21 protein-coding genes and 1 pseudogene are annotated in these 23,150 nt (G+C 45.6%); 17 read left to right on the top strand and 5 right to left on the bottom strand.

Features of this window, described 5'->3' with window-relative positions; all coding sequences use genetic code 11:
* Nucleotide 1 precedes the first annotated feature (1 nt).
* Together MHI15_RS24875 and rpsD are read right to left on the bottom strand one after the other, a co-directional pair.
* Nucleotides 2-2,917 (bottom strand): transglycosylase domain-containing protein, encoded by a 2,916-nt coding sequence (locus MHI15_RS24875; RefSeq protein ID WP_341164986.1) that lies wholly within the window; start codon nt 2,915-2,917, stop codon nt 2-4.
* A 244-nt stretch (nt 2,918-3,161) separates the two neighbouring features.
* Complete coding sequence (rpsD, locus tag MHI15_RS24870) at nt 3,162-3,761, bottom strand: 30S ribosomal protein S4 (protein ID WP_036686147.1); 600 nt, start codon at nt 3,759-3,761, stop codon at nt 3,162-3,164.
* A gap of 400 nt (nt 3,762-4,161) precedes the next feature.
* On the opposite strand from rpsD, the gene MHI15_RS24865 reads away from it, so the two are divergent.
* The 7 genes from MHI15_RS24865 to MHI15_RS24835 all read left to right on the top strand — a co-directional run bounded on the left by MHI15_RS24865 (nt 4,162) and on the right by MHI15_RS24835 (nt 11,225).
* Nucleotides 4,162-6,165 (top strand): sensor domain-containing diguanylate cyclase, encoded by a 2,004-nt coding sequence (locus MHI15_RS24865; RefSeq protein ID WP_076189867.1) that lies wholly within the window; start codon nt 4,162-4,164, stop codon nt 6,163-6,165.
* 1,220 nt (nt 6,166-7,385) lie between these two features.
* Complete coding sequence (locus MHI15_RS24860) at nt 7,386-7,622, top strand: hypothetical protein (protein ID WP_076189868.1); 237 nt, start codon at nt 7,386-7,388, stop codon at nt 7,620-7,622.
* A gap of 456 nt (nt 7,623-8,078) precedes the next feature.
* Nucleotides 8,079-8,231, top strand: coding sequence for a hypothetical protein (locus tag MHI15_RS24855; protein WP_179086238.1), 153 nt, complete (start codon nt 8,079-8,081; stop codon nt 8,229-8,231).
* Between the two features lie 104 nt (nt 8,232-8,335).
* A complete protein-coding gene (locus tag MHI15_RS24850) occupies nt 8,336-9,163 on the top strand; it encodes a hypothetical protein (RefSeq protein ID WP_139331051.1) in 828 nt (275 codons plus the stop codon).
* Between the two features lie 95 nt (nt 9,164-9,258).
* Nucleotides 9,259-10,374, top strand: coding sequence for an aminopeptidase (locus MHI15_RS24845; RefSeq protein ID WP_036686152.1), 1,116 nt, complete (start codon nt 9,259-9,261; stop codon nt 10,372-10,374).
* 106 nt (nt 10,375-10,480) lie between these two features.
* Nucleotides 10,481-10,726, top strand: coding sequence for an HPr family phosphocarrier protein (locus tag MHI15_RS24840; protein ID WP_036686154.1), 246 nt, complete (start codon nt 10,481-10,483; stop codon nt 10,724-10,726).
* Between the two features lie 202 nt (nt 10,727-10,928).
* Nucleotides 10,929-11,225, top strand: a complete 297-nt coding sequence (locus MHI15_RS24835; protein ID WP_036686156.1) for a YlaN family protein — start codon at nt 10,929-10,931, stop codon at nt 11,223-11,225.
* 87 nt (nt 11,226-11,312) lie between these two features.
* Here the strand turns inward: MHI15_RS24835 and cax are convergent, their stop codons facing one another.
* Nucleotides 11,313-12,383, bottom strand: a complete 1,071-nt coding sequence (cax, locus tag MHI15_RS24830; RefSeq protein WP_036686157.1) for a calcium/proton exchanger — start codon at nt 12,381-12,383, stop codon at nt 11,313-11,315.
* A gap of 154 nt (nt 12,384-12,537) precedes the next feature.
* Between cax and MHI15_RS24825 the strand changes: the two genes are divergently transcribed.
* Complete coding sequence (locus MHI15_RS24825) at nt 12,538-12,903, top strand: Asp23/Gls24 family envelope stress response protein (protein WP_019911482.1); 366 nt, start codon at nt 12,538-12,540, stop codon at nt 12,901-12,903.
* An 88-nt stretch (nt 12,904-12,991) separates the two neighbouring features.
* Here the strand turns inward: MHI15_RS24825 and ftsW are convergent, their stop codons facing one another.
* Nucleotides 12,992-14,233, bottom strand: coding sequence for a putative lipid II flippase FtsW (gene ftsW / locus MHI15_RS24820; protein WP_081387374.1), 1,242 nt, complete (start codon nt 14,231-14,233; stop codon nt 12,992-12,994).
* Nucleotides 14,230-14,577, bottom strand: a complete 348-nt coding sequence (locus MHI15_RS24815) for a YugN family protein (protein ID WP_036686159.1) — start codon at nt 14,575-14,577, stop codon at nt 14,230-14,232. The genes ftsW and MHI15_RS24815 overlap by 4 nt, the downstream gene beginning before the upstream one ends.
* A gap of 239 nt (nt 14,578-14,816) precedes the next feature.
* Here MHI15_RS24815 and MHI15_RS24810 point away from each other — a divergent pair, with 239 nt between their 5' ends.
* From MHI15_RS24810 to MHI15_RS24770, 9 genes and pseudogenes are all read left to right on the top strand, one after another.
* Nucleotides 14,817-15,998 (top strand): M20 family metallopeptidase, encoded by a 1,182-nt coding sequence (locus tag MHI15_RS24810; protein ID WP_076189870.1) that lies wholly within the window; start codon nt 14,817-14,819, stop codon nt 15,996-15,998.
* A gap of 63 nt (nt 15,999-16,061) precedes the next feature.
* A complete protein-coding gene (locus MHI15_RS24805) occupies nt 16,062-16,493 on the top strand; it encodes a CBS domain-containing protein (RefSeq protein WP_076129131.1) in 432 nt (143 codons plus the stop codon).
* Nucleotides 16,494-16,612: 119 nt separating this feature from the next.
* Nucleotides 16,613-18,325, top strand: a complete 1,713-nt coding sequence (locus MHI15_RS24800) for a DNA repair helicase XPB (RefSeq protein ID WP_076189871.1) — start codon at nt 16,613-16,615, stop codon at nt 18,323-18,325.
* On the top strand, nt 18,322-20,247 hold the full coding sequence (locus tag MHI15_RS24795) for a helicase-associated domain-containing protein (RefSeq protein ID WP_341164985.1): 1,926 nt from the start codon (nt 18,322-18,324) through the stop codon (nt 20,245-20,247). The genes MHI15_RS24800 and MHI15_RS24795 overlap by 4 nt, the downstream gene beginning before the upstream one ends.
* 20 nt (nt 20,248-20,267) lie before the next feature.
* Nucleotides 20,268-20,705: a YlbF family regulator gene (locus MHI15_RS24790; RefSeq protein WP_076129134.1), complete on the top strand. Its 438-nt coding sequence runs from the start codon at nt 20,268-20,270 to the stop codon at nt 20,703-20,705.
* Nucleotides 20,706-20,745: 40 nt separating this feature from the next.
* Complete coding sequence (locus MHI15_RS24785; protein WP_036686170.1) at nt 20,746-21,009, top strand: YlbG family protein; 264 nt, start codon at nt 20,746-20,748, stop codon at nt 21,007-21,009.
* A 164-nt stretch (nt 21,010-21,173) separates the two neighbouring features.
* On the top strand, nt 21,174-21,611 hold the full coding sequence (locus MHI15_RS24780) for a hypothetical protein (RefSeq protein ID WP_076129159.1): 438 nt from the start codon (nt 21,174-21,176) through the stop codon (nt 21,609-21,611).
* A gap of 160 nt (nt 21,612-21,771) precedes the next feature.
* Entirely contained in the window at nt 21,772-22,671 is a 900-nt protein-coding gene (locus tag MHI15_RS24775; RefSeq protein ID WP_076129135.1) for a selenium metabolism-associated LysR family transcriptional regulator, read from the top strand.
* Nucleotides 22,672-22,694: 23 nt separating this feature from the next.
* Nucleotides 22,695-23,147 (top strand): annotated as a pseudogene (locus tag MHI15_RS24770) (GNAT family N-acetyltransferase); the annotation flags it as partial.
* Nucleotides 23,148-23,150: the final 3 nt, after the last annotated feature.

Genomic DNA, 23,150 nt, shown 5'->3' with positions numbered 1-23,150 from the left:
GTTAACGTGTCCCTGCATTATTACCTGCTGTGGTATTATTACTGCCTCCAGTACTGTTACCTCCGCCGGCTGGTGTTTCCGTCGGTAGTAGCGGGAGAATGTTACCTGGATCCTCAATAACGTCTCCTGGTGTCGTCTCAGGCTCTGTAGGCGCCTCTGTACCAGGTTGTTGATCAGGTGTAGGAGTTGCTTCGGGTGTTGGTGTAATCCCTCCAGCAACGCTGCCAGAAGCCGTCTCATTACCTGCAACATCCACGGCTGTTACATAAAAGGTTGCATTAGCACTTGCAGGTGTACCCGGTGTGAATACCTTGTTCTCATCTGCCATGAGTATAGATTGCTTCTGGAAAGAACCTCCGTTTAATGAACGATATAAGCGGTATCCCACAACATCTGCCGAGCTGCTAGCGGAGAAGCTGATGACCGCTTTACCAGTGCTATAAGAGACGTTAACATTTCCGGGAGCAGCAGGGGAATCCCCATCGTCCACACGTGGATCAACTTCTGTTGGGAAATCCGTCTTGGCATCGGCTGGCATATAATACTCCAGTGATTTATGATCCTTCATCTTAGGGAAGGCAGCCAGGAGTTCTTTGACTAGTTCCTGTATCGGCTTCTCGCGTTTAACGACGATTTTTTCCTTTAGGAACTCCTCTGGAGTGCCTTCCAACGGGATATAATTGACGCCTTTGTAAGTAATATATTTGGCTTTGGAAATCCCGTCGTCGCTCTCTTTTGGCACATATTTTGTATTAAATATATCCGTTGTGAATTTATCAGTCAGGGATGTTGGCAGTTTGCCGCTATATGCGGAAACTGTCTTTTTGATAATTCCCTCAGGTTGTGCAAATTTGTCTGTGACGAATAGTTCCGGCTGCTTATCAATGACAGCATTCAACACTTTTGCCCATAATGTTTGGGCTTGACGTTTTTGTGTATCTCCCGTAAGGGTGTTGATTTGCTCTTTGTAGCCGACCCACATTCCCAGTGTGACATCAGGAGTGTAGCCCATAAACCATACGTCTCCATAATTCTGGGTAGATCCAGTCTTACCGACAATCGGAATTTCTTTAGAGTGTTTATATTCTCTTTTTACGGTGCTGGCTGTACCCTCTGTAATTACAGTTCGCAGCATATCTGTCATTAGGTAAGCTGTTTGCTTAGAGAATACTTGCTCAGGATTAACCTTGTGCTGATAGATAATTTTTCCCTCTGAATTGACAATTTTCTCAATCATGTAGGCATCATTAAAGGCACCTTGGTTGCCGATAGCGGAATAGGCATTGGTTAACTCTTCTACGGATACTCCGTATTTGAGACCACCTATAACCCCAGTCTGCGCACTGTAATCATCATCTGTGAGGGTGGTGATCCCCAGCTTTTTAGTAAAGGCCCAAGATTTCTCTATTCCGACCTTTTCATTAAACAGCTTAAGCGCAGGCAAGTTGAGCGATTTGTTAAGTGCGTAACGGGCAGTGACCAGACCTTGATAGCGATTATTGGCATTCTTAGGAATGTGGAATCCTTTTCCGCCGTCTTTTAGAATAATTGGCGCGTCATCCACAATCCCGGCAGGCTGAATCAGCCCTGCATCTAAGGCTGGTAAATAAGCTGAAATTGGCTTCATGGTCGATCCGGGCTGACGGATCATTTGGGTAGCATAATTCATCTGCTCAATATTGAAGTCGCGACCCTCAATCATGCCGAGAATGGCTCCGCTTTTGTTGTCGATTAACATGCCAGCCGTTTGTTCCATACCTTTGGTTTTGCTGTCTTTAGTAAAATTATTGCTGTCTTCTGAGACACTATGCATTGCATTGTAAACTTTTTTATCAATGGTTGTGTAGACTCGATAACCGCCGGTCATGAGCTGCTGTCTTGCTTCCTCAAGTAACACGGCATTGTCAGTAGTGCTATTGGCATCCGTTGTGCCATTTTTCTCTTCATTCAATGATAGAAGGATCTCGGATGCTTTACGCTCAGTCTCCATCATCAGATATGGATAGGTAGCATAGGCTTTTTTGGTGTGCGGCGCCAGAGAACTCTTGATATCAAATTGAAGGGCTTCATCATATTGAGAGGTAGTAATCTTATTCTCTTCAAGCATACGACGAAGTACAAGATGTTGACGGTCCATAGCTCTGTTGAAAGCTTTTTCGTTGAATTCACCTATGCCATTAAATGCAGAATAAGTGGAAGGGAGCTGCGGAAGACCAGCCAAATAAGCTGCTTGAGCCACATTCAATTTGTCCAGATCGTCTAGACCGAATATCCCTTTGGCTGCTGCTTTAATTCCGAATACATTGTAGCCATTCGAGCCATTGCCGAAAGGAACCTTATTCAGATAAGCCGTTAATATTTCTTGTTTGGTCAAGAAGCGTTCCAATCTAAGAGAAAGTAGAATTTCTTTTACTTTGCGATCTTCTGTCCGATCCAGATTCAGGAATACACGTCTTGCGAGCTGCTGGGTGAGTGTACTGCCTCCGGTCTGAACGGATTCATTGAGAAGCTTTTGTTTGACGGCACGCAAGGTGCCTTTGAAATCCACGCCATTATGCTCATTAAAATTATTGTCCTCTATAGCGAGAACTGCATCGATAATAAGCTGGGGGATATCGTTGAATTCAATGAGCCTTCGGTCTTCTTCTGTCCGAAGCTGGCCGATCGGTGCGCCGTCTCGGAAATAAGCGAATCCGGTGATCGCATTTTGACTGACCTGCTGCTGAATCATTTCTTCGGAGCGAACAGGTTCATCCTTCACAATGGAAGCGACATAGCCTGCTACAGCACCACCGGCAAATAGAACGCCTATTATTCCAAGAATAAACATCCACTTAACTACAGAACCGAACCTGCTTAGGGCGGATCTGCGGGGTGAAGGCTTCTTAGCGTTTTTTTTCTTGTTCTCTTGAGCCATCGACGATAATTCCTCCTTTTAACGGAATTATTATAGCATAAATTGGCGTTTTTGAATGCGCTTCTACCTGATTCTCATGGACTTAAGATTCGACTTTTGTGCAAAAATTATAAATAAAGTAATTTAGGGTATGATTTGCGGAAGCATAACCTTTTACAAACGGCATGGAATTTAGGATATTGACATAACAAAAAGCCCCCGGATTAATCCGGAGGCTTCGGTCATACCCGCTAAAAGCGAGATATTAACGGTTGTAGAACTCGACGATTTGTTTCTCATCGATATCCTGGGAAAGCTCGGAACGTTCTGGCAAACGAATATATTTACCTTCGAAAGATCCTTCAGCATATTCCAGGTAAGCTGGAAGGTGGTTACGGTTAGCAAGAGCTTCTTTAATGGAAGCCATGCCTTGGCTCTTCTCGCGAAGACCGATAACGTCGCCCAAGCTTACACGGTAAGAAGCGATGTCGACTTTTTTGCCGTTTACAGTTACGTGTCCGTGGGATACCAACTGACGTGCTCCAGCACGGGAGTTAGCAAATCCAAGACGGTAAACTAGGTTGTCCAAGCGGCTTTCAAGCAAGAACATGAAGTTTTCGCCCGCAAGACCTGGAAGTTTTTGTGCTTTAGCGAAGAGAGTACGGAATTGTTTCTCTCCCAAGCCGTACATGTGACGCAGTTTTTGTTTTTCCAAAAGCTGCATTCCGTAGTTACTTACTTTTCTGCGTTGGTTAGCGCCGTGTTGTCCTGGTGGGAAAGGGCGTTTCAGGTCTTTGCCTGTACCGCTAAGGGAAATGCCCAGACGGCGGCTGAGTTTGAATTTAGGTCCGGTGTAACGTGCCATGTTATAGTAGACTCCTTTATATTTGAAATTTCAGGTTAGGGCTCTATTTGCGCCGCATTTCGTATCCGTGATTAGCATTATTGGCTTTCACACTACCAGGGAAGTTCAGCCGCTGCCCTGGCAGTAACGAAATGCGTGAGGGTGACACAACGTTACGCCCAAGTAAGACTTGTTACAGTCTTGTTCAACAATAAATATTATATGAAAGTAGCATATAAAGTCAAGCGCATATTAAAAGAGTTTTTGTCATTCTTTGTCGTTAGTTCTTTGGTCCTAAAAAAAATCCCGGAAATAAGGAAAATATAATGCAATACACAAAGAAAGGGAGTAAAATATAGTTAATTAGATGTTAATTGGGAAGGTTTTTTTTCTTAAATGAGAAGCAAAGGGGATCTTCGTTATGTCAGAACAGAAAGCATACGCTTCTCAAGACAGTCGTATGCTGATACAGGACAAATTGCACACTAGTAGAGATTCCGAAGATCCCACCGCCTGGCTTAGGGAAACGGAAATAGTGTCCCATGACTTCCCATATTTGGCCAATCTGATTGCAGACAGCTTCGAGGAATGGATCGATGGGCTAGAGGCTCTACCATTCGCTAAATCATGGGATTGGTGTGTGCTGAATTTTGAAGGCAGATATTTTGCTAATATTGCCGATCAGCAAGAACGATGGAGGCACCAATGGGAGCAAGCGGCTGCAGCTAGTTTACTTTCTGGCGCAACCTCCTCTGTTCAACTTACGGTGCAGGGTCAGGCTATGAGCTTTTTTACTATACCGCTCATCACTCGCGTTGACAAAGAAATTTTTGCCTTCCTAGGCTGTGCTATGCCGACACAACAATATTTAATGGGTGGACGAGATACTGCTGAGGCTATATCTTTGCAGTACCGGACCATATTCTATCATAAGTTTGAACATATTTTTGTAACTGATCTTGCGAGTGTTCATCAACATGCTGAACGTGAGAGCAATCGCCGCTCCTTGTTATTTCAGATCGTTCAGCGGATGCATGACAATATTGATGTGAACGCTGTGCTTACGGAGGTTATAGATAGCATTTCTGCAATGTACCCTGGTGCCAGGCTTGAGCTGTTTATGTCGCAAGATCACCGCAGCACTCATCCGCAGGTCAAACCTTTACCGTTTCAGATGTCCAGTGATGATGTCTGTGCTAGAGCATTTAAAGACGGCCGTGTTGCTCTGAACACCAACACCGAAGATCAACACATTGTAGAGATTGGTCTTCCGCTAGGCGGGAAGCAAGGGGTTTATGGCGTATTCCACATGGTGATGGATAACTCGATCTTTATGGATGTAGATTTACGGTTTCTCTCGATGGTGGCGGATACCGCAGGTACTGCTTTTGAGAATGCCAAGCTGTATGAACGCTCCAATCAGCTCATTCGTGAGCTGCGTATGAGTAACGAACTTACACAACGGCTGAATCAAAGCTTGCGTTTAGGGGATATTTTTCAATTTGCGTTTGAAGAGCTGTTGGAGATGTTTGGTGCAGACTACTGCTGTATTTTACATATGAACGAAGAAAAGGGCGGGCTAGAGGTTATTGCTTGCAATCATTCCTCCTTGCAAAATGAAATTTTAGAAGTAGGACAAGGTTTAGGCGGGAAGGTCTATACTACTGGGGAATCATTAATCATGTCTAACTACATAGATAATCCTAATACTACTTCTCGTTTAATGAATGCTACCGGGTCGCAGTCGCTGATTGCCACACCTTTAAGTGTAGGTGGTGAAGTGCGTGGTGCCATCATGTTGGCCCATCGCGATGCCCATTATTTTTCTTATGACAATTACAGATTGCTTCAAGCGATGGCGGGGCATATTGGACTAGCTGTAGGGAACGCAAGGCTGCATGCCGAAGTTAGACGATTAGCGAACAGAGATAGCCTAACTGGACTTTATGCTCGTCATTATCTGGACGAAGAAATAAAGGAACGGCAGTCTACAGATTTTTGCGGTTGCTTAATCGTTGTGGATATCGATCAGTTCAAGATGGTGAATGATACCTATGGTCATCAAAAGGGCGACAAGATCTTAAAAGAGGTCAGTGAAATTGTGAAGTCCTCCATCCGTCAAGGGGATATTGCTGCGAGGTGGGGTGGAGAAGAACTGTCGGTCTATTTACCATTAATGGGAGTAGAACAGGCAGTAAATGTGGCTGAACGTATTCGTAAGCGAGTGATGAATGAAACCGAACCTAATGTAACAGTGTCCTGCGGTATAGCAGAATGGAGCTGGATGGACGAACGTGTAAGCGTCGAATCCCTGTTCTATCGAGCGGATATGGCACTGTATAAAGCTAAGAACAATGGGCGTAACCAGGTGATCGTTGACACTAAAGAGAATGGCAGCGGTGTGAAGGAATTGCCTCATAAGTAAAAGAAATAGCAGAGCAGCGGTTCTCCCGTATTTGGAGAGTCGCTGCTTTTTGTTTTGGCAGATGGCTGGCTGCTTCGACTGCTGTATTCATCATGCTGCTGCGAGGTCTTCGGACTCTGATGACGCTATATGCGCGATGTTCGCCTTTTGAGCATGTTATCGGACACCAGAGACACTATTGCTTGGAAAAAGACTCATTTTGTGCGTTTTTAAGGTCAATAGCTGCGCTGGAGTCCGTTGGAATGGGAAATATCGGGAAATGCTGCGTTAAGGGTCAGCTGTGTCCGATAGAGATAACGGCGTGGCGACTGCAACGGTCATATTCGCGCATCGGCACGTGACTAGCAGTTCTCCCGTAATTGGAAAGTCGCTGGTCATTGTTTTTAATAGTTGGCTGGCGCTTCGATTGTGTATCATACATGCCGCTGCGATGCTTTCGGACCCAGATGACGTTATTAGCATGATTTTAGCTTTTTAAGCAAGGTTTCGGACACCAGAGACGCTATTGCTTGGAAAAGGACTCATTTTGTGCGTTTTTAAGGTCAATAGCTGCGCTGGTGTCCGTTGGTATGGGAAATATCGGGAAATGCTGCGTTAAGGGTCAGCTGTGTCCGTTAGAGATAACGGTGCGGCAACTGGCAGCGGTAATATTCGCGCATCGGCATTTGACCAGCATTTCTCACGTAATAGGAAAGTCGCTGGTCATTGTTTTTAATAGTTGGCTGGCTGCTTCGACTGTGTATCAAATATGCCGCTGCGAGGCATTCGGACCCAGATGACGCTATTGGCATGTATTTGCCTTTGGGGCATGTTTTCGGACACCAGAGACACTATTGCTTAGAAAAAGACTCATTTTGTGCGTTTTTAAGGTCAATAACTGCGCTGGAGTCCGTTGGTATGGGAAATATCGGGAAATGCTGCGTTAAGAGTCAGCTGTGTCCGATAGAGATAACGGCGTGGCGACTGCAACGGTCATATTCGCGCATCGGCATTTGACCAGCGGTTCTCCCGTAATAAGGAGTTGCTGGTTATTGTTTTGTTAGTTGGCTCGCTGCTTCGACTGGTGTATTCATCATGCTGCGAGGCTTACGGACTCAGATGACGCTATTGGCATGTATTTTGCCTTTGGGGCATGTTTTCGGACACCAGAGACACTATTGCTTAGTAAAGGGGCATATCGGGCGCAATTCGGGTAAATAGCTGCGCTGGAGTCCGTTGGTATGGGGAATATCGGGAAATGCTGCGTTAAGGGTCAGCTGTGTCCGTTAGAGACAACGGGGTGGCGATTGGCAGCGGTCATATTCGCACATCGGCATTTGACCAGCGGTTCTCCCGTAATTGGAAGGTCGCTGGTCATTGTTTTTAATAGTTGGCTGGCGCTTCGACTGTGTATCAAATATGCCGCTGCGATGCATTCGGACCCAGATGACGCTATTGGCATGATTTTAGCTTTTTAAGTGAGGTTTCGGACTCCAGAGACGCTATTGCTTGGAAAAGGACTCATTTTGTGCGTTTTTAAGGTCAATTGCTGCGCTGGAGTCCGTTGGTATGGGAAATATCGGGAAATGCTGCGTTAAGGGTCAGCTGTGTCCGTTAGAGATAACGGCGTGGCAACTGCAGCGGTAATATTCGCGCATCGGTACGTGACTAGCGGTTCTCCCGTAATAAGGAGTTGCTGGTCATTGTTTTTGATAGTTGGCTGGCTGCTTCGACTGGTGTATCCATCATGCCGCTACGAGGCCTTCGGACTCAGCTGACGTTATTGGCATGATTTTAGCTTTTTAAGTGAGGTTTCGGACACCAGAGACGCTATTGCTTAGTATGAGGGCATATCGGGCGCATTTCGGGTCAATAGCTGCGCTGGAGTCCGTTGGCATACGAAATACCGCAAAATACTGTAATTAAGGTCAACTGTGTCCGATAGAGACAACGGCGTGGCGACTGGCAGCGGTAACTTCGTGAGTCTGAAGGTGGTATGTACTGACATTCAGAAGCAAGCGACAAACGCGCATAAGTTAGAGCAATGTATGGAAACCGATTACAGCAACGTATTTGCATCTGTATAAGGCGCGCAGGAAGGGAGAACCCTATAGTGGGCTGTAAAGTAAAATACTCCAAGAAAGGCCTGATGACCGTGAGAAAGTCATTATTACTGAAGGGGTTAGTTCTTATGATTTTTACCTTGTCCTGCGTGTTCAACAGCGGTTGCAGCGTTATTAGAGACAAACCAGCCAAGGAAGATCTAAGTTTGGTGTTAGCGGGTATAACGGGCAGCGATGGGGTTACTTTTAAAGGGTCAACCATGCTTACAAAAGGTGGAAAGACCGTTCCGGAATCCATGATATTTTACGAAGGCACAGTACAGGACCATAAGAAGGTCAATCTGTATACACTGCTTCCTGATAAATCCTCAGCCACAAAAAAATCAGCAAATAGCGCTAAAGATTTAAAAAGCAGCATCACTTCTATGAAAGCTTTCCATAGTCAGCTAGAGAAAAAAGAGGGGGAATGGGTAGCGTTGACCACTGAAGATTCCTCTGAGGACGGAAATCCGCTTGCTTTGCTTAATCCGTTGAAACAGCTGGAGGAGCTGCAATCCATGGAGGCTAATGTGACTGAAGATGCGGGTGCAGGCAGAGGGACAAATGTGCTGCGGATCGAGCTGACGCCTGCTGAGGCCAGAAAGCAGCTGACTGCTGAATTGGAAAAAGAGATGCAAGACCTTCGACCTGAAACACCAGATTCTGCTGGAAAAATAACAAAGAACGACCAGGCGGTTACGCAAGCTTTGGTGGAGCTATGGGAGAAGAAAAATAATGAATTACAGCAAAAGCTGAAACAAGCTAATGTTGAGACTGTCTACCATTTAACCGTTGATACAAAACATAATCTGCCGAGAAAGCTCACCTTAAATCGTAAGGTTACCTATTCGGAAGCGGGGAATGAATCTGATAATGAAACTTATGTATCACAGGTGAATTTTTCAGGCTTTCGTTGATTTTCACATTATCCCACAGGTCTTGCGCTCCATACAGGGCGTGCTACAATAGAAAAGCTTGCTTATTTTTTAGACAGAGGAAGGAAGAATACACAATGAAAGATCCCAGAATTCAAAAGCTGGCAGCTAACCTAGTCGGTTATTCCGTAAATGTCCAGCCAGGCGAGAACGTGCTCGTCGAAATGATTGGCAATGAAAGAGATTTAATCAAAGCTGTTGTAGAGGAAATCGGCAAGGCCGGCGGTCATGCTTTTGTACAATTAACAGATCGTACAGTCCTGCGCAGCATGCTTAAATACGCAACTCGTGAGAGTCTTCAGACATGGGCTGAAATTGACTTGAACCGGATGAAGCAAATGGATTGTTATATCGGGATTCGTGCAGGTGAGAATGTGAACGATCTGTCCGATGTTCCTGAAGAAAATATGAAATTGTATAACTCGTTGTACTCTCATCCAGTGCATAGCGAACAACGTGTGAAGCATACGAAGTGGGTAGTACTGCGTTATCCGAATGCGAGCATGGCTCAGCTTGCGAATATTAGCACTGAAGCGTTTGAGGACTTTTATTTCGAAGTGTGTAATTTGGATTACGCCAAGATGGACAAGGCTCAGGATGCTTTAGCTGATCTCATGCGCAGAACGGATAAGGTACATATTTTGAGTGCTGGAACAGATCTTAAGTTCTCGATTAAAGGAATCGGTGCAGAGAAATGCTCCGGGCAAAAAAATATTCCGGATGGCGAGGTTTACAGCGCCCCAGTTCGCGATTCTGTAAATGGAACGATCAGCTATAATGCACCGTCAGTATATAATGGAGTGACCTTTGAAAATATCAAATTCAAATTCGAGAATGGAAAAATTGTTGAAGCCACCAGCAATGACTCCGCCCGTTTGAACGAAATTTTGAATTCAGATGACGGCGCGCGTCATATTGGCGAATTCGCTATTGGTTTTAACCCTTACATTCTTCACCCGATGAATGATATTCTTTTTGACGAAAAAATCGCAGGCAGCCTGCACTTTACGCCAGGACAAGCATATGATGTTACAGATAACGGTAACCGCTCCTCCATTCACTGGGATCTTGTGTTGATCCAACGTCCCGATTATGGCGGCGGTGAAATTTATTTTGACGATGTATTGATCCGTAAGGATGGAATTTTTGTGTTGCCGGAACTCGAAGGTCTGAATCCTGAAAACTTGAAATAAAATGTAATAACAAGAAAACTCCTTGCACAAGTAAGCGGATTCAATGTATCATAAGAAATGATAACAAAAGACTAAAGTTTTATAATCAAGTTGCGGAGGGATTTCTATGTCCAGTAACAATGCGGCAATTGTCGATATTGCCCAAACGGCAGGCCAGTTCAACTCTTCAATCGTTCTTCAAGCGGACAACAAGTACATTGATGTTAAAAGTATCCTTGGTTTGTTCACTACTTTGGTGTCCAGCCAAAGCTATGAGCTTCATGTTCATGGGGCAGATGCTGAAGAAGCTAAGAAGGCAATGACTGAAGTGTTTGCAAAACACGGTTTGAAATTCACAGTTGTTGCTGAGTAATAGTCGTGCTAAAAACGTCCTACCGGTTTTCGGTGGGGCGTTTTTTCTAGAAGTAGATACGAAACTTGATAGGATAACGCAGCAGGTTCTTTTAAATATATGGTTAGTATAAACTGAATTGTTGTATTGATACCGGATTTCGTCTAATATTAAGTAAAATAGTAAAAGCAGCTTAACTTTTGGACATGGGGGGGATAGAGGCATGACTTCATCGGAATTACAGGAACAGTATAATCTTAAAGCAATCAATCTTCTACAAGAAGATGCCGATAAAATTCAGCAACTTATAGAAGTGCAGATGGAGAATCTGGCAACACGCTACTGCCCTCTCTATGAGGAAGTGCTGGATACCCAGATGTACGGTTTCTCCAGAGAAGTGGATTTTGCGGTTAGAGCAGGTTTGGTCCCAGAGATTACTGGTAAGATGGTACTAAGTAAGCTGGAGCGTAACTTAGCAGTACTCTACGAGGCTTTGAACAACAAAGCGAAGGAAGAATAAATATCGGTTTCTTAAGTATTTATAGAAGCGCACATGAGGACGAATCGCTCATGTGCGCTTTTTGTTGTGTACAATGGTTAATAATGATTATACGAGATAGAAGGAGACTCCTAAAATCAGGTAGACCGTTAATAACAAGAGACCCTCATACCAGTTAGTTGAGCCGTCCTGAGTAATTGATTTGGCAATAAAGACGGCTACACCGATGGCGACAATTTCGATGGTCGTAAAAACTATGTCCATTGTATCACCCATGAAATAACTGGCGAAGATTAGGACAGGTGCTACGAACAGGGCGATTTGCAGACTGCTTCCAACCGCAATTTCTACTGCCGCACCGATTTTGTTCTTCATGGCCAGCATAATGGCTGCACTATGCTCTGCGGCATTACCGATGATAGCTACGAGGAACGCACCTACAAACAGCTCGCTGAATCCGAAACGTTCTGTCAAAGTCTCTAACGTTCCTACCAGCCACTCACTCACGAAGGCTACCATTACAGTGGCAAGCACGAGATAAAGGATGGATTTGTTTTTGGACCAAGCAGGGGCATGTTCATGAGCTAATTCTTCTTTACCCTCTTCTGTAACGTCCTCTAGATGTTTCTTATGCGTGATCATGGAGAAGATTAGCCAAGCTATGTACGAAGCGATGAGCAGCCCGGCAACGATTAAACTGAGCACATCGGTATCCTTCTCCGTAATAGAGTGGGTGGTAAAGAACATAGCGGGAACAAATAAGGCAATGACGGCAACGATCATCAGGGAGCCATTCATTCCGGCAAGGGTTACGTTGAAGTTCTGAACTTTGAACTTCATCCCGCCGGCGAAAATACTCAATCCTAGAACAAGCAACAGGTTGCCGATAATAGAACCGGTAAGACTGGCTTTGACCATGTCGAACAATCCTTCCTTGACCAGGAAGAAGGCAATGATTAGCTCAGCAGCATTGCCGAAGGTGGCGTTTAGGAAGCCGCCCAGTCGTTGTCCGGCATAATGAGCTACACTTTCAGTGGCCCGGCCGAGAAATCCAGCCACAAACACCACAGCGATTGCTGAGAGAATGAACTGCAGGGTATGATCCCAATCGGCATAATGGCCGATCGCACTAAGGATAAAGGCGATACCCATCAGTGATGGTGAAATCCATTTTTTCAATGTAAAGGACACTCCTATCTATGTATTTAGATTGAATTCATAATCAATATACCCAAATTGTTCCTAGGTGTAAACGAGAAAGCGATAAAGTGATTTGCTTTTTAGCCTGTTTTGGAATTACAATAATTGATAATGAGTGTAGGGGGGATATGGCATGGCAGAACAACTTCAACTGGAAATGGGAAATATACGAATTTCAAATGACGTCGTCTCAAAAATTGCCGGTTTGGCTGCCTTGGAGACTCCGGGAATTGCAGCCATGTCTGGTGGCCTGTCAGAAGGCTGGGCGAAACGTCTAAGCGGTAAGAACGTTCAGAAGGGCGTTACCGTTGAAGTAGGACAGCTGGAAGCAGCAGTAGATCTACGAATTATCGTTCTCTATGAAACACCGATCCACGAAGTGTGCCGGATGCTTCAGCAGAACGTACGTGAAGCTGTGGAGAGCATGACTGGACTTCATATTGTTGAGGTAAATGTCAAAGTTGAAGGCGTAGCTTTCAAGAATGATGAAATCTCTTAAAAAACTTGTACACAAAAAAGCAGTCCAAGGTTAATTCCCTGGGCTGCTTTTTTATGTGTAAATTCCCTAACCTCCGGCTTTATAAAGCTTACCGGGAACGAACCTGTCTAACCGTTGTTACAGATTTCGTTACTTCCTCTTTGGCAGGAAGGTTGGTTTCTCTTGAGATGCTTAGCATAATTCCCATGCACAGCATGCTGACAAGGAGTGAAGAGCCCCCGTAGCTGATAAACGGCAAGGTAACGCCGGTAAGAGGGATTGTATTGGTTACACCGCCGATATTGACAAAGGCCTGAATGGCTATGAGGCCCATAATCCCAATTCCGACGAGCGTACCAAAGGGATCCTTACACCTTAAAGCGATTAGAATACCTCGCCAGATAAAATACAGATATAACATCAAAAATATGGAGGTCCCAAGAAAGCCGAACTCTTCACCAATTACGGGGAAGATAAAGTCCGTATAAGGGTATTTTAGATAGTCCAGCTTTTGAATGCTTTTGCCGAAGCCGGAACCACTTACTCCACCTTGGCCAAGAGCGGTTAAGGATTGAATAATGTTATAACCATCACCCTCAGCAACCTGATAAGGATCTAAAAAGGCAACGATACGACCTTTTCTATAATCCTGAGTGTCAGTGGCTTTATCGGATGGAGATAAGGAATCAATCGCTGCTTTGGCGCCTATAACTAGTCCTACACCCAGCACTAGCAGTGCTATAGAGCCCAGAATATGCTTCATGCTGGCACCACCGGCATAAATAACAAGTCCGCTGGTAGCTACGAGAATAAGGCAAGAACCTAAATCCGGCTGCATCATTATAAGTCCGGCAACAATACCCACGATGACCATTACAGGGATATATCCTGTACGGAAATCTCTAAACCGTTCACCTTTTTTGGTGATGAGTGCTGAGATATACAGGATAATCGATATTTTGGCTAATTCGGTGGGTTGAATTCCAAGTGTTCCGATACTAAGCCAGCTCTTGGCACCATTAATTTTTTCAGAGAAGGCTACCACGAGCAGAAGTATAACGGTGATGATAAAAATAGGTACATACCACTTCTTAAACTTACTGTAGTGAATGTTCATAGCTATAAACATAACAATGGTTCCGAGTACGATCCAGATCACTTGGCGTTTAATGAAAAATAGAGGGTCATTACCGAACTTCGGGCTTGCTAAGGTTAAGCTTGAGCTAGCACTGAAGACCATGACTAGACCGAAACCCACAAGTAGTAGTGTTAAGATAAGTAGTTGGAAATCGGGTGTTCCTCTTTTGGGCAGGCTGACATTTTGTTTCGTCGTTCCCTTTCTGTTACTCAAGCCTCTAACAGCTGCTTTAATTCAAGAATCCGCTTAGCAGCAGTGTCCAATACTGGTTTTGGCACCGGAGATTCATATTCCAGGCCATGAGGGAAGGTTGCTTTTCCTAAGTATACGGCTTCAATTGCAAGTACGGCATCAGACTTCTCTAGCTTTCCCTCGACAGCGCGAGTGTTAATGCGTAGGAAGTATTCGCCACCATCCTGTGGGTCTTCAATTTTGCAGTCGTAAGTGGCACGATAGTATTCCCATTGCCAGCGGATGAAGCCAGCTTTTGTGGCACTCTCGTCCAGATAGAGAAGATCACTCTTCAATCCTACGAGGCCCGTGTTCTCAAAAATCATAGCACGCATATCCCCCTTATGAAGTATAATGATGAATTTCTGATCCGATTGCTGATGTTCTACCTCATGATAGTATGTTTCTAAAGGTTGTGCAAGAGTAGGCAGTGCCTAACAATACCCAGTTTTTTGCGTTTCTGCTACAATAAAAGAATTATAGTCGTTCGCGGCTGGAACAAAGTGAACAGGACTGCTATCGCTTGCTATGGATGCGGGTTTATCGAGAAGGGGATGGAGAACTTATGAAGAGCTTAGCGGTTGATTCGCTCATGCCGGAGATCGTGGAATGGAGACGCCATTTGCATCGTCATCCGGAGTTGTCTTTTCATGAAAAGGAAACGTCAGCATTTATAGCAGATAAGTTAGCCGAATTCGGAATTGAAGTCAGAAAAAGCGGGACAGGGTATGGTGTGCTTGGCATACTACGGGGAAAGCGGCCGGGGAAAACCGTTGTTCTTCGTGCGGACATGGATGCCCTACCTATTAAAGAGGAGAACAAGAAGGATTACGTTTCGCAAAATGAAGGGGTAATGCATGCCTGTGGACATGATGGCCACACTTCCATACTGCTCGGTGTAGCCTCTTACTACAGCAGCCGGCTTGAGGAGCTGGAAGGGGAGCTGCGTTTTCTTTTTCAGCCCGCAGAGGAAGTATGCCCAGGAGGGGCGCAGGGGATGATTGCCGAAGGCATGTTAGAAGGAGCGGATGCGGTGTATGGTCTGCATCTGTGGACTCCATTGCCTATGGGAACTGTTGGGAGTGCTCCGGGACCGTTGATGGCGTCTGCGGACGAGTTTTTTATAGATATCATTGGCAAAGGCGGACATGGCGGCATGCCGAACCGTACCATTGATAGCATCGTGGCGGGAGCGGCGCTGGTGACCCAGCTGCAAAGCATTGTAAGCCGCTCTGTGAACCCGCTGGAGCCCGCTGTACTCAGTGTAGGAACCATTCAAGGGGGGTTCGCCCAGAATGTCATTGCCGAGCAATGCCGGATCACAGGGACAGTGCGGGCATTCGACGAGGAGACACGGCATTTGATACGCCAGCGAATCGAAGAAATGACCGTTTCTATTGCCAGCGCTTACGGGGCAGAAGCTAAGATAGATTACGTTATGGGATATCCTCCCCTCGTAAATCACGATGGTGAAGTGCAGCGGTTTTTCGAGGTGGCCCCAGCGGCTTTAGGAGAATCTGTTGAAGTGATTCGGATGGAAAAGCTGATGCCAGCTGAGGATTTTGCCTATTATGTTAAGGAGATTCCAGGCTGCTTTATGTTTGTGGGTGCCGGAAATCCGGATAAAGAGGCTGACTATCCACATCATCATAGCAAATTTGATTTTGACGAAGATGCCATGCTGCACGGAATGAAGCTGCTCATTGCTATGGCGAATTCCTGTATGCGTGAGGACACAATCGTATAATTTCGTTTCATAGAGGAGAACCTATTCCCATAACATGGAGACCATGATTAGGAGGGTTCATTCTTGAAGACAGTGAAAGAGGTTATGACGAAGGAGCCTGCAACGGTTACGCTGCAAGATAATGTGTATGAAGTTGCCGTGAAAATGCGAGATTATGACACTGGATTTATACCTGTTGTTGATAATGAAGAACATAAGACACTGCTCGGTGTAATTACTGACCGCGATCTCGTGATTAGAGGTTATGCGGCTAAACACCCTGGTTCAACCTCAGTGGAAACTGTAATGAGTAAAGAGATTCAGGCCGTCTCGGAGAATACTTCAGTAGATGAGGCTGCAGAGTTAATGGCTGGCTGGCAAATTCGCAGGCTGGCGGTGACACGTGACCAGAAGCTGGTGGGCGTAGTGTCGATTGGAGATCTGGCTGTGCGCGACATTTTTGCGGATGAAGCTGGTGAAGCCCTCCATGATATTTCGCAGCAGCACTTACATTAAATAGTCAGATAGGGAAGCTCATGACCGTTATGCGGGGATGGGCTTTTTCCTGTTATATGAAAATAAACAAAATTACATAGCGCAAGCTTAAATCACTTGAACACTAGGGAGGAAAAGCTATGAATGGATCAGGAGCTTGCATCGTACGCAGGGACCGGACAATTTTACTGGAATGTGCTCATCCGGATTTTGAGGTGGCAAGGAAAAAGCTAGGGACCTTCGCGGAGCTGATAAAAAGTCCTCCTGCTTACCATACCTACCGAATTACCCCTTTATCTCTTTGGAATGCAGCTGCGCTTAATTATACTGCTGAGGAGATTATCACTAGCCTGCATCACCTTGCACGCTGGGGTGTTCCCACAGGATTGGAGGAGGAAATTGAAACTCTTTTGTCCAGATATGGAAAGCTGACTCTTCATGGCCAAGAGACTCAGAATGAGGTCGTTATGTTAAGAACGGATGCTCCTGAGCTTTTGAATGAGTTGAGTGATGTACAAGGTCTAAAAGCGTTGGGTCTACTGAGAATAAATCCTCTGGAATGCTCGTGCCCTGCGGAGAATAGAGGGCTTTTGAAACAAGAGCTGATGAGATTGGGGTATCCAGTTCTCGACTACGCCGGATATCATGAAGGGCAAGCGCTTAGCTTGACCTGGAAGGAGAATCTCGATACCTGCAAGGCTGATTCGGCAAACGATTCATTTGGCTTACGTGAATATCAGCAGGAGGCCGTTCAGCTGTTTCAAGGGACAGAAGGACAAGGGGGAAGCGGTGTGGTGGTGCTGCCTTGTGGCGCAGGGAAGACCATTGTAGGAGTAGCAGTACTTGAAAGTCTCCAATGTGAAACCCTGATTTTAACTTCAAATACAACGTCCGTAAGGCAATGGATGGATGAATTGCTGGAGCGAACAGATTTGGCTGGAGAGGCAGTAGGTGAATATTCGGGTGAAAAAAGAGAAGTGCGGCCAGTTACCATTGCCACCTATCAAATATTAACGCATCGTTCGTCCAAAGACGGTCCGTTTCTCCATATGAAGCTGTTTAACGAACGCAATTGGGGCTTGATTATATATGATGAGGTTCACCTGCTTCCAGCGCCTGTATTTCGGGCTACAGCAGACATTCAGGCTACACGTCGACTGGGGCTTACAGCCACTTTGGTTAGAGAAGACGGGAAGGAAGGGGATGTGTTCTCTTTAATCGGACCGAAACGCTACGATTTGCCTTGGAAGGAGCTGGAGCAGCAGGGCTGGATCGCTGAAGTGGAATGTGTAGAGATCATTGTGCCGATGAATCCGGAGCTTAAACAAGAATATATGTACGCGGCGGCAAAAGAAAAATTTCGTATGGCTTCCTGCAATCCTGCCAAAGCTGAAATTGTAGCCAAGCTTCTAAAGGTCCATACAGGTTCTTCGGTGCTGGTTATTGGACAATATCTCGACCAGTTAAGTGAACTGGCTGACAGGATCGGGGCGCCTTTAATTACTGGCAAAACGAAGCAGCGTGAAAGAGACGAGCTATATGCGGCTTTTAACGAGGGAGATATACAGGTACTGGTGGTGTCAAAAGTAGCGAATTTCGCGGTGAATTTACCTGACGCGTCAATTGCTATTGAAGTCTCGGGAGCTTATGGATCACGGCAGGAGGAAGCCCAGCGACTAGGTCGAATCCTCCGTCCCAAAGCGGGGGAGAATAAAGCCTATTTCTATACACTGGTATCTGAAGATAGCCGGGAACAGGATTTCGCTTTGCGCCGCCGGATGTTTTTGACTGAGCAGGGCTATGAATATGTCGTTAAAAAGATGCCGAGTGGAGAGGAGCGAACCATCCATTGAACCAGCTGTCAACAGAAGCATTAGAGGTCTTAAAGCGATTATGTGCAGCTTATGCTGCCCAGCCGTTTGAGGAAGGGAAGGAAGAACGATTGCGCCCTGTGGCGCTTTGTCGTGCTGAGCAAAAGCTTGCAATGAACGAATTGCGCCGCGAGGGGCTGTTAACTGCAAGGCATAAAATATTAGGCGAAAAGCTGTACCAGATTCCTGTTGATCAGCTGCCGGCAATTGAACAAGAATTTTTCCCGTATCAGCCGCAATTCATTGCCGGGCATTTAGTGAGTCTTACCATGGAAGCAGGAGCCGGACTGGCGATAGATTTATTTCGGGCTTTGCTGTTCACCGCTTGGGAAGGGTTGCCGCTGACAGCCAAGGGGATTATTCACAAAAAGCATCTAAACCGCTTAGCGGCGCAGCTCTCTTTTGGGGAGGAGCATTTGCAAGGGCTCTCCGTGGGTTCTCTTTTAGAGGAACAGAACACACTTTCTGTCATAGCGACGGTGGATATCCTGCTGTGTCTTGGACTTATTCGCAGGCAGAGTGCCGGATACACGCTTGATCTGGAGCTGTTGGATCGTTGGCTGCAGCTTCCTGAAGCGACGATGAGTGACATTCTTTATGGGATTGTAATTAATCGCTCTGGAAGCGTGGGCCCAGCCGATCAACATTTTCGTTATATAATTTCTAATGCAGATTTTATCCCCGGGAAATGGATAATGCTGCCCGCACTATTAGACTGGATGATGGCTTCTAATCTCACAGGTAACGTTGCCCGTAATGAGCTTGAGAAGTCAAGCTTGAACTGGTTACGTTGTTTAACAGGCTTTGGCTGGTGTGAACTGGGAGAAACCGCTGAGGGCATGTTGTGTTTTCGCTGGACCGCTGCTAAGCCAATGCTATCTGCTGAGAGGGGATCATTCGCTGCTGTTGGGTCTGGAGATACACAGGAACAGTTTATTGTGCAGCCGGATTTCGAGGTGCTGGTTCCACCGGAGGTCCCCTATTCTGTACGATGGACACTGGCTGGCTGCGCTGAGCTCCAGCAAAGTGATACGATATGGAGCTTCCGGCTGACGAAAGAGAGGTTGGAACTTGCAGCTGAGCGTGGAATGTCACCGAATGACATCATCTCCTGGATAAGGGAGCATGCAATGGGCGGGCTTCCTTCGGTGGTTCAAATGTCCCTTGAGCAATGGGCAAAAAGCATTGGCCGTACTTCACTATCGCAAGTAATTCTCTTGACCTGTCAGACGGAAGCCGATGGAGCTGCTATCGCAGCTCACCCGCGTTTACAGGAGAATCTTGAACGTATCGGTCCTTTACATTTCATAGTGGACCCGGAATACATGGAACAGATACGAAAAGAACTGTACTCCGCGGGGCTAGCGCCTTCCAGAATCATTGGAGGACAAGGGGAGGATCCAAACGTAGGGTGGAGTTGGTTTCCTCATGAAACAGGAAACCCCGAGGCAACGTATGTTCTTCCAGAGCTGAATGTAGAACTAGGATTGCTGTCCAAAGGGAATCCTTTTCTTAACCTGCCGGTTATTGCTCCTGAACAAGAGGAGGAGATTCTCTTCGGTGGAGAAAATGTACCGCAGATCTGGAGCAAAGAATGGCGGCATTATCATAGCTCGACTGCACAAAAGGTGATGGTGCAAGGGTTAAGATGGGGAGTCAAAGTGCGTTTTGCACTAAAAGATCAGATGTTAGATTTTATCCCTTCCCGCATAAGCGGAAATCCATGGAGAGTTTCCGGACAGCTGCTCTATCACGATGGTGAAACGGTTGAAGATATAGAGCTCACTCCGGAAGACTGGAAGGAAATGAAGTTAGTTATTCCCAAAGGACGAAGAAATTCCTCTTCTGCTCAAGCGAGTGATTATGGTATGATAGAAAAGTCTACTGAATCGGTAGATCATTAACGAAGAAAAGAGCTGAGTTCATGAGCGTAGCTGAAATAAATACGGTCGATATGGCTGAAGTGCTGACATACGCCTATGAATTAGGCGATATGATTAATCAATCCGCCGAGGTGTCGGATTACTTATACTGGAAAGGACGGGTTGATACGAACCCCGAAATTCAGGCCATGGTCAAACGACTTCAGACTAAGAAGGAGTTGTTTGAAGAAACACAGCGATTCGGACATTTCCACCCGAATTATCATTCAGCAAAGGATGAGGTTTCGGCAGTAGAAGCGGAACTGGAGCGGTTCGAAGAAGTTGTTCGTTTCAAGCTGGCAGAGAAGACCCTTGACGACATTCTGCATTCCATGTCGGAAGCGATTGCTTTTTCAGTATCCGATAGCATTAAAGTACCAAGTAATGATCCTTCCCCTAAAGGTGGATGCGGCAGCGGGGGAAAATGCTCCTGCGGATAAGCTTCCCTTAGGATTTAGAGAGAGAAAGGCGGTTTAGCTTATGTTTGCGGAACGGACAGGATACATCATTTGGGTAAGTGACGTTAAAGCGGCACGTAACCTTGAGAAATACGGAACATTACATTATGTTTCTCGGAAAATGCATTATGCAGTTATGTATGTAAATGCAGAACGGGCCGAGGAAGTTATGAAGAATGTCCGCAGACTCTCCTATGTGCGAAAGATTGAAAGATCTTATCGTAACGAAATTAAGACAGAGTATACTAGTAATGGACCGGACAAGTCCCGTAATTACAGTATGTGATTCCAGGAGATAAACAGGCGCTTAAACAGCGCCTGTTTTTTTTATGCTTATTTACAAAAAAACGCCATTACTCTCGACGGTAGAAACTTGTACAACTTTCGGCAATGAGGTAAGATGACAACATTAAGTGCATACTAAGACCCTTATGGTGGAGTGTGATGATGATGCGCAACAAGGGGACGGATTGGCCCAGCACTTATGAGCCCTTCCACATCATGCTGAACGATTACAGGGTCGCCGATATCGTTATAACCAATCATGCGAAGAGCCGTTATATGGACCGCATCAGCAATGGTGCAAGCAATGCCGAAGAGGTCGCTGCATGGATGTGGCAGTGCCTAATGCAGAATCGGATCAAGCCCTTTTCAAGCAGTGATTATAACGCATATTTAATTGACGATGACTCTGTAGTAATCGCTGAGTTTACGGAATTGACAGGTGAGAGAGATCTCTCAGGCCAGCCATTATATTCTATGATCATCGTTTCGTTTCTTGGGAGAATCTCGGAGATGCCACAGTTGAGAGATTTAAAGACCTATTTTTCACTGCTGCGTAATTCTCACCGCACAAAGCTGTCGAAGAAGAAACGAAGACGCAAATAGTCTATAAAGAAACGGGCAAGAGGCATGCGGCGAGTCTGCATGTCCTTTTTAAAAATATAAGAATTTATATACAGCACGATTATAATATTCTTAAGTTTCTACGAGAAACGATTGTCGTCTTTAAAGGACGTTCTTTTTGTAATATAAGGAGTTGCGAAGCATGAACTTTCATCAGCTGCATATTTTTTATACGGTCTCCGAGCGGGGAAGCTTCTCGGCGGCGGCGCAGACTTTACATATGACTCAACCAGCTGTGACCATGCAGGTACAGGCACTGGAGGATTATTTTGGCACCAAATTGTTTAACCGTTCCACCAAAAAAATCGTACTCTCCGAAGCAGGGCACACCCTGATGCCATACGCGCTGCGCAGTATTCAGCTGATGCGTGAGACGGATCAAGCGATGTCAGCATTCACACATATGCTGGAGGGGCGGCTGCAGCTTGGGGCGAGTCTTACGATAGGAGAATATGTGCTGCCACGGCTGTTAGGCCCTTTCGGAAAGCAATATCCTAACATTTCAATTATGATGAAAGTGATGAATACCTCGCAAATTATGGAGGAAATCCTCAAGCATCAACTGAATTTTGGTTTAATTGAAGCCCCGGTCACACATCCGGACATGGAGATCGAGCCCGTGATGGGGGATGAACTGAAGTTGATCGTGCCACATGATCATCCACTTGCGGAGCAGCAAGAGGTTACCTTGGAGCAAGTGCTTCAGCATCCTTTTGTATTGCGTGAGCAGGGCTCAGGAACGCGGCGTGTGATGGAGGAGCAGCTGTTCTCCAAGGGACTTGATCCGGGAACTATGAAGATCGTGATGGAGCTTGGAAGTACGGGAGCTGTGAAATCAGCGGTGGAAGCAGGTCTTGGCATAACGATCATATCGACCTCTTCGGTTAAGCATGAAGTTGCGCTGGGACTGTTGAAAATTGTGAATATCTCCGATGCCTCTTTTAAAAGACAATTCTACGCTATTCATCTAAAATCAACACTGCTGCCAATTTCTGCAGTAACCTTCCTGACTTATTTGCGTGAGCATTCGAATCAAATCTGATAGTTAAAGCGGGGGATATTACAATGTCAATTGTTCTACGTGGAGAAAAGCTAGTATTGCGCGATATTACAGAGGCTGATTTTCAGAAGCTTTATTATCACTATCATGAAGCTGAAGACCGTGAACACTTGAAATGGGATGGTCCCTATAAATCTCTGGCACATCAAAGATTCGAAAAGTTTACCGAGGACTACATAGGTCATTTGGCGTTAGTTGAGACGGAAACCCCGCGTAACCTGTTGATCATAGAAATAGACGGCAAGGTAAAGGGCAAAGTAGGGCGCTACTGGATATCGCAAGAAACCAACTGGATGGAGATTGGTATAGTAATCTTTGATTCTAGTTATTGGTCAGGTGGTTACGGTACGGAAGCGTTTAAGATGTGGATAGATTATTTATTTAATTCTCTTGATACAGTCCGTCTTGGAATAGGCACCTGGTCAGGGAATAAAAGAATGATCGGGTTGGCAACGAAATGT

Source organism: Paenibacillus sp. FSL H7-0918, assembly GCF_038007025.1.
In the GTDB taxonomy this organism is placed as follows: domain Bacteria; phylum Bacillota; class Bacilli; order Paenibacillales; family Paenibacillaceae; genus Paenibacillus_AQ; species Paenibacillus_AQ odorifer.
This window is presented reverse-complemented; position numbering and strand designations above follow the sequence as displayed.

Excerpts from the sequence above, each read along its gene's own strand:
- MHI15_RS24875 (WP_341164986.1), bottom strand. The coding sequence starts at position 2,917 with ATGGCTCAAGAGAACAAGAAAAAAAACGCTAAGAAGCCTTCACCCCGC.
- rpsD (WP_036686147.1), bottom strand. The coding sequence starts at position 3,761 with ATGGCACGTTACACCGGACCTAAATTCAAACTCAGCCGCCGTCTGGGC.
- MHI15_RS24865 (WP_076189867.1), top strand. The coding sequence starts at position 4,162 with ATGTCAGAACAGAAAGCATACGCTTCTCAAGACAGTCGTATGCTGATA.
- MHI15_RS24860 (WP_076189868.1), top strand. The coding sequence starts at position 7,386 with ATGGGGAATATCGGGAAATGCTGCGTTAAGGGTCAGCTGTGTCCGTTA.
- MHI15_RS24850 (WP_139331051.1), top strand. The coding sequence starts at position 8,336 with ATGATTTTTACCTTGTCCTGCGTGTTCAACAGCGGTTGCAGCGTTATT.
- MHI15_RS24845 (WP_036686152.1), top strand. The coding sequence starts at position 9,259 with ATGAAAGATCCCAGAATTCAAAAGCTGGCAGCTAACCTAGTCGGTTAT.
- MHI15_RS24840 (WP_036686154.1), top strand. The coding sequence starts at position 10,481 with ATGTCCAGTAACAATGCGGCAATTGTCGATATTGCCCAAACGGCAGGC.
- MHI15_RS24835 (WP_036686156.1), top strand. The coding sequence starts at position 10,929 with ATGACTTCATCGGAATTACAGGAACAGTATAATCTTAAAGCAATCAAT.
- MHI15_RS24825 (WP_019911482.1), top strand. The coding sequence starts at position 12,538 with ATGGCAGAACAACTTCAACTGGAAATGGGAAATATACGAATTTCAAAT.
- MHI15_RS24815 (WP_036686159.1), bottom strand. The coding sequence starts at position 14,577 with ATGATTTTTGAGAACACGGGCCTCGTAGGATTGAAGAGTGATCTTCTC.
- MHI15_RS24810 (WP_076189870.1), top strand. The coding sequence starts at position 14,817 with ATGAAGAGCTTAGCGGTTGATTCGCTCATGCCGGAGATCGTGGAATGG.
- MHI15_RS24800 (WP_076189871.1), top strand. The coding sequence starts at position 16,613 with ATGAATGGATCAGGAGCTTGCATCGTACGCAGGGACCGGACAATTTTA.
- MHI15_RS24790 (WP_076129134.1), top strand. The coding sequence starts at position 20,268 with ATGAGCGTAGCTGAAATAAATACGGTCGATATGGCTGAAGTGCTGACA.
- MHI15_RS24785 (WP_036686170.1), top strand. The coding sequence starts at position 20,746 with ATGTTTGCGGAACGGACAGGATACATCATTTGGGTAAGTGACGTTAAA.
- MHI15_RS24780 (WP_076129159.1), top strand. The coding sequence starts at position 21,174 with ATGCGCAACAAGGGGACGGATTGGCCCAGCACTTATGAGCCCTTCCAC.
- MHI15_RS24775 (WP_076129135.1), top strand. The coding sequence starts at position 21,772 with ATGAACTTTCATCAGCTGCATATTTTTTATACGGTCTCCGAGCGGGGA.